Genomic DNA, 5,206 nt, shown 5'->3' with positions numbered 1-5,206 from the left:
GTGCTGGCGGTGGGGCTACGGCCCTGCTCGGGGGCGCTGGTGGTGCTGGTGTTTGCGCTGTCGCAGGGCTTGCTGCCGGCGGGCATCCTGGCTGTGTTCCTGATGGGGGCGGGGACAGCGATCACGGTGGCGACACTGGCGATTCTGGCGGTGACGGCCAAGGGCTTCGCGCGGCGCATTGGTGGGGTGGATAATCCGGTTACCGGCGCGATCGTGTGGTGGGTGGAGCTGCTCGGCGCGGTTGCGGTGTTCGCTTTCGGCGTTTTATTGCTCATTGCCAGCCTTTAGATTGGGTGGCGCGACCCATCGCCGCCTTGCGGATGACGCGAGAGACGTTATGGTGCGCGCCAGCCTAGAACCCTTCCAAACTGGCGCCACATGTCCGACTCTTTGCCTGCAAACCACCCCATCGTCCAAAAGCCCAAGATTGGCGTCGTGCTGCTCAATCTGGGCACGCCGGACGCGACGGATTATTGGAGCGTGCGGCGCTACCTCAAGGAATTCCTGAGCGACCCGCGCGTCATCGAAACGCCGAAGTGGCTGTGGTGGCCGATTCTCAATCTTGCGATCCTGAGCTTCCGTCCGCAGAAAAGTGGGCATGCTTATGCGCAGATCTGGGATCAGCGGACCAATGAGAGCCCGCTGCGGGTGATCACGCGGGCGCAGACCGAGAACCTGGCGCAGCGCATGGCTGGCGACGGCGTCGTGGTGGAATACGCCATGCGGTACGGCAATCCATCGACGCGGAGCGTGCTGGAGAAGCTGCAGGCGCAGGGCTGCCAGAAGATCCTGCTGGTGCCGCTCTACCCGCAATATTCGGCGACGACGACGGCGACGGCCAATGACAAGGCGTTTGAGGCGCTGGGCAAGATGCGCTGGCAGCCTGCCGTGCGCACGGCTCCGGCTTATTTCGACGACCCGAAATATATCGAGACCCTGGGCAATTCGATCCGCGATGGCGTGGCGAAGCTGGATTTCGAGCCGGACGTGGTGATCACCAGCTATCACGGCATGCCGGTGGAGTATCTGGAGCGGGGCGATCCGTATCACTGCCAGTGTTTCAAGACGACGCGGCTGGTGCGGGAGTATCTGGGCTGGGATAAATCCAAGCTGATGGTGACCTTCCAGTCCCGCTTCGGGCCGACCAAGTGGCTGGAACCCTATACCGATGTGACGCTGGGCGAGCTGCCCGGCAAGGGCATGAAGAAGGTGGCCATCCTGGCGCCGGCCTTCTCGGCTGACTGCATCGAGACGCTCGAGGAAATCGCCATGCAGGGCAAGGACACGTTCATGGAAGCCGGGGGCGAGCAGTTCGCCTATATTCCGTGCCTCAATGACAGCGATGAAGGCATGGACATGATCGAAGCCATGGTCCGGCGGGAGCTGGGGGGGTGGCTGTAGGGGGTACCCCTAGGGCCACGTTTTTACTCTCCAAGTTCGCGATGTCATCCCGGCCTTGAGCCGGAATCCAGCCTGAAATGCCTCATTGAACGACCTCGCTGTTGCGGCGCGATCTCGAGATGGACCCCGGATCACGTCCGGGGTGACGCCGTGGGTGGGGCGGCACCGCGCGCCCCACCCCCAACCACCAGACATGCCAAAGCGCCGCTCGGCCAAGAGGCCAGCGGGGAACACGGCGTGAAGCGGCTTTCGTCCCGGGGGCTTGCGCCCCCTGTTTGGTATTATGAAGAGGCGAAAGCCGCTTCACACGATCTGGCTTTGTTGCGCACGCATCGAGCGGCCGCCCTTTCGGGTTGGTCCTAGCGGCGTCGGGCGGGGCGCCCGCCCCTCTCTCCCTAGTCCGCCGACCGGCCGGTGGTCAGCATCCACGCATTCGCCTGGGCGACCCCATGCGACCAGTCTTCCCGCCCTGCGCTTCGTCGGCACATCGTGAGCGACGGGAACACCAGCAGTATGGTGGCGGCGCCGGGGGCGGGGACAAGTTTTTGCAGCGTGCCATAGCCCCTCTATTCGTCCAGCGTCAGCCATTCGCCATAGCTGGATAGATGATGGTCGATATGGGCATCGCGAAACAGCTCCAGCGCAAGCGCGGCGTCGCGCAGTATGCCGACCAGCTGGCGATGGCTCGGCGGGGCAGCGGGATCGAGCCGGGGCAGGGTGCGGGCAAAGCTCTCGCGCGAAATCAGCCGATAGACACAGCGCAACAGGTCGGCTGAGGCCATGACCAGCGCCGGACTGGCCGTCAGCGCGGGCCCATCGGCGGTGGCAGACAGCACCACGGGCCGCAGATCGGCCAAGCGCTCCACAAGGCGTTCATGCTCAAGCACTTTGGCATAGGGAATAAGTTCGTCCATCGCGGCCTCCATTGGGGAGGCAGCATGATAGGGCAGGCTGGCGCAGCGGGGATTGCTGGCGGCGTGACCAGAAGAAGCCTTTGGCTTACCAGCCGAACCCGTCGTCAAAACCGTTGCGGTCGCGGAAACCGCCGAACGGATTGAACAGCAGGCGCGGCGGCGTCACGGCCGTCTTGGCGGCGCCACCCACGAGGTAGGTGGCATTGACCCAACCCAGATTGGTCACCAGGCACCATTTTTCGTTGCTAGTGCACTGCTCCAGCGTCACCCGCGTCCCGTCCGAGATTTTGCCAATGGTCTGATAATGCAGCCCCGGCCCGGTGCGCACAGCAATGTTGCCCCCCGAAACCCGCGCCGTCAGCGGCTCAGCCATCACCGGCCCGGCAAAGGCTGGGAGGAGCAGGAGGGCGAGCAGGGGCAGGGTGCGGAGGGTGAACATCAGGGGAGCGTGCGCGGTAGAGGTGGCGGATTTGGGGCGATGGCAAGTGTACCCAGGGGAGGGTTTTGCAGTAGATGCGTGACTAACGTCTCATTGTCGTTAGGTCACCGCAAGTTTTTTGACTTTGTTCTCATTATGTTCTATCCACACTTTTTTTACGCGGTTGCCACATCCTGCGATCAGGAGAACGAGTAGATGGCTGATACGTCGATCGAGTGGACTGACGCCACGTGGAACCCGGTGGCTGGATGCACAGTCGCTACTGCAGGCTGCACAAATTGCTATGCAATGAGGATGGCTGCTCGATTGGAGTCGATGGGCGTCGCCAAATACGTAGGTACTACCAGAAAGTCTGGGGGTCGTGCGAAATGGACCGGAAAAATCGTTTTAGACGAAAAAGCTCTGGCCATTCCCGAGACTTGGAAGAGACCCAAAAAGGTCTTTGTAAATTCGATGTCTGACTTGTTTCACCCAGATGTTCCTACGAATTTCATCCGTAGAGTGTGGGCCGCCATGGCCGCCACCCCTCAGCACACCTTCCAAATACTTACGAAGCGGCCTGAACGTATGGCTGCAATATTGTCGGGCGAAGACTTCGAAGTTTTAGAAAATGTCTGGCTTGGAACGAGCGTTGAGGACAGTCGCGTCGTCAATCGCCTAGACTTTCTTAGAGAGGTTCCGGCGGCAGTTCGCTTTGTCTCGTTCGAACCCCTAATCGGGTCCGTTGAAGGGGCAGAATTGCACGACATTCAGTGGGCGATAGTCGGTGGGGAATCCGGGCCGGGAGCTCGGCCCATGGATGCAATTTGGGTAGACGAGATACATGCAGCGTGTCTAAGAGCCGGCACTGCTTTTTTCTTCAAGCAATGGGGTGGAAGCAATAAGAAAGCCGCTGGTCGTACCTATCGAGATCGCGTTTGGGATGAGCTTCCTGGCTTGACGATGTAGCTAGCAATGCGTTTAGCGAGTGCTGTGGCTTTGGGGCTGGGATTTGAAACGGCAAAAAATAACGACGCCATCGGTGCATTGTTGTTGTGTCTCAGTCTTACAGGAGGCATTACGCCGCCCTTGAAGACGCTTGATAGTCTTTCAGAAACATAAGCTTCAATGGCATCGACGTCTGCGCGTCGGACTGCCTCGGTTTCCGTTTCGAACATATTTTCGGGCATGATGGAGTGTTGGTACCAGCGGTCTCGCCAATCGGCCGTGCCTAGAAGCCTGTCTAGTTTGTCCTCTTTGCCGCGCTCTAGTTTTGTCCGGTCATGCGGCGCATTCCGATAGAGTCCGGAGAGTGGAAAAAAGTACCAACAGTCGAGTGCTTCTGTCGCTGCTATTGCCTCGACGGTAGTCCAATCAACTTCCATTCCGAATGGGTCAAGAAATATTACCCCACGCATACCAAGTATGTCGCCTTGACGTTTATGCCATTGAACACCCGTACAGAGCTTTTTGACGTTTTGGTTGGCGTCACCGTTTTTCAAGAAAATCTTGTGATCAGGGTATTCTACCTTCAGTCGCTCCAGCTCTTGAAACCTGTCCTGATCTTGTTCGATGAACACGAGTGTGTGAAATGGCGGTTAGACAGACAGGGCTAAGCGAGCAGAGCCCGGGGTATCGACTTCTTGTGGCTCCGCGAAGTCAGGTCCAAACAATGGCAGCGCCGGACGGGTCTCGGTTTTGCTTCCAGTTCCAGCAAACGCATCGATATAGAGCCTAGCAAAGCCTTGGTCCTTCAATGCTGTTGAATATTGCTTGAGATACTCATGCAGCATCGACAACTTGGCGTCTGTATCGCGGCTTCCCCTGAAAGGCTTCTTCATCCGATTCTCCTTCTTGTCACGAAGAAGATCGCGGGAAGTTTTATTTGTCTACCTTTGCATAAGATCAGATCACCCGCATTCGAGAAAGCTGGATAAGTAACTGGCACAGACATGGAGGTGTCTCGTTTGGAATGCGGTCTGTTCCTCCCCCTTTTCAGGGGGAGGTTAGGTGGGGGTATTCTTTGGGATGCGCCGAGATTTCGATATTCAGGCTTTGCCTTCGCCTCGTGTAGAGCCCTCGGGTCGGGCCCGAGGGTGACGACCTGTGGGCGGGTGGCGGTGTGCCTTGCCTTGGATTGAGGTCCGGCTGAGGGATCGGATTATCCCCTCCTAGCCTCCCCCTGATAGGGGGAGGGATTGGGCTGGTGGGTTGGGGGACATCTCGTTTTGAATGCGATCTGTTCCTCCCCCTTTTTAGGGGGAGGTTAGGTGGGGGTATTCTTTGGGGTGCGCCGAGATTTCGATATTCAGGCTTTGCCTTCGCATCGTGTAGAGCCCTCGGGTCGGGCCCGAGGGTGACGATCTGTGGGTGGGAGCGGCGTGCCTTGCCTTGGATTGAGGTCCGGCCGAGGGATCGGAGTACCCCCTCCTGGCCTCCCCCTGATAGGGGGAGGGATTGGGCTGGTGGGTTG

The 5,206-nt window shown here is 59.1% G+C and carries 7 protein-coding genes; 3 read left to right on the top strand and 4 right to left on the bottom strand.

All coding sequences use genetic code 11. The annotated features are described in order from the left end of the window. Both WH87_RS02945 and hemH read left to right on the top strand, forming a co-directional pair. A partial coding sequence (locus WH87_RS02945) for a HoxN/HupN/NixA family nickel/cobalt transporter (protein WP_046173218.1) occupies positions 1 to 288 on the top strand: 288 nt, incomplete at its 5' end. Between the two features lie 90 nt (positions 289 to 378). Then, entirely contained in the window at positions 379 to 1,401 is a 1,023-nt protein-coding gene (hemH, locus tag WH87_RS02940; RefSeq protein WP_046137573.1) for a ferrochelatase, read from the top strand. Positions 1,402 to 1,967: 566 nt separating this feature from the next. On the opposite strand, the gene WH87_RS02935 is transcribed toward hemH, so the two are convergent. Together WH87_RS02935 and WH87_RS18750 are read right to left on the bottom strand one after the other, a co-directional pair. Next, positions 1,968 to 2,315 carry a hypothetical protein gene (locus WH87_RS02935; RefSeq protein WP_156167964.1) on the bottom strand — a complete coding sequence of 116 codons (348 nt, stop codon included), beginning with the start codon at positions 2,313 to 2,315 and terminating at the stop codon, positions 1,968 to 1,970. A gap of 85 nt (positions 2,316 to 2,400) precedes the next feature. After that, positions 2,401 to 2,754 carry an SH3 domain-containing protein gene (locus WH87_RS18750; RefSeq protein ID WP_052726199.1) on the bottom strand — a complete coding sequence of 118 codons (354 nt, stop codon included), beginning with the start codon at positions 2,752 to 2,754 and terminating at the stop codon, positions 2,401 to 2,403. 195 nt (positions 2,755 to 2,949) lie between these two features. On the opposite strand from WH87_RS18750, the gene WH87_RS02925 reads away from it, so the two are divergent. Further along, positions 2,950 to 3,702, top strand: a complete 753-nt coding sequence (locus WH87_RS02925; RefSeq protein ID WP_046137575.1) for a DUF5131 family protein — start codon at positions 2,950 to 2,952, stop codon at positions 3,700 to 3,702. Here WH87_RS02925 and tcmP read toward each other — a convergent pair. Together tcmP and WH87_RS19940 are read right to left on the bottom strand one after the other, a co-directional pair. Further along, positions 3,657 to 4,313: a three-Cys-motif partner protein TcmP gene (tcmP, locus tag WH87_RS19255; RefSeq protein WP_245622294.1), complete on the bottom strand. Its 657-nt coding sequence runs from the start codon at positions 4,311 to 4,313 to the stop codon at positions 3,657 to 3,659. The genes WH87_RS02925 and tcmP overlap by 46 nt on opposite strands. 18 nt (positions 4,314 to 4,331) lie before the next feature. Next, positions 4,332 to 4,574 (bottom strand): class I SAM-dependent methyltransferase, encoded by a 243-nt coding sequence (locus tag WH87_RS19940; protein ID WP_197410711.1) that lies wholly within the window; start codon positions 4,572 to 4,574, stop codon positions 4,332 to 4,334. Positions 4,575 to 5,206 lie beyond the last annotated feature (632 nt).

It is taken from the genome of Devosia epidermidihirudinis (assembly GCF_000971295.1).
Classification (GTDB): Bacteria; Pseudomonadota; Alphaproteobacteria; order Rhizobiales; family Devosiaceae; genus Devosia; species Devosia epidermidihirudinis.
This window is presented reverse-complemented; position numbering and strand designations above follow the sequence as displayed.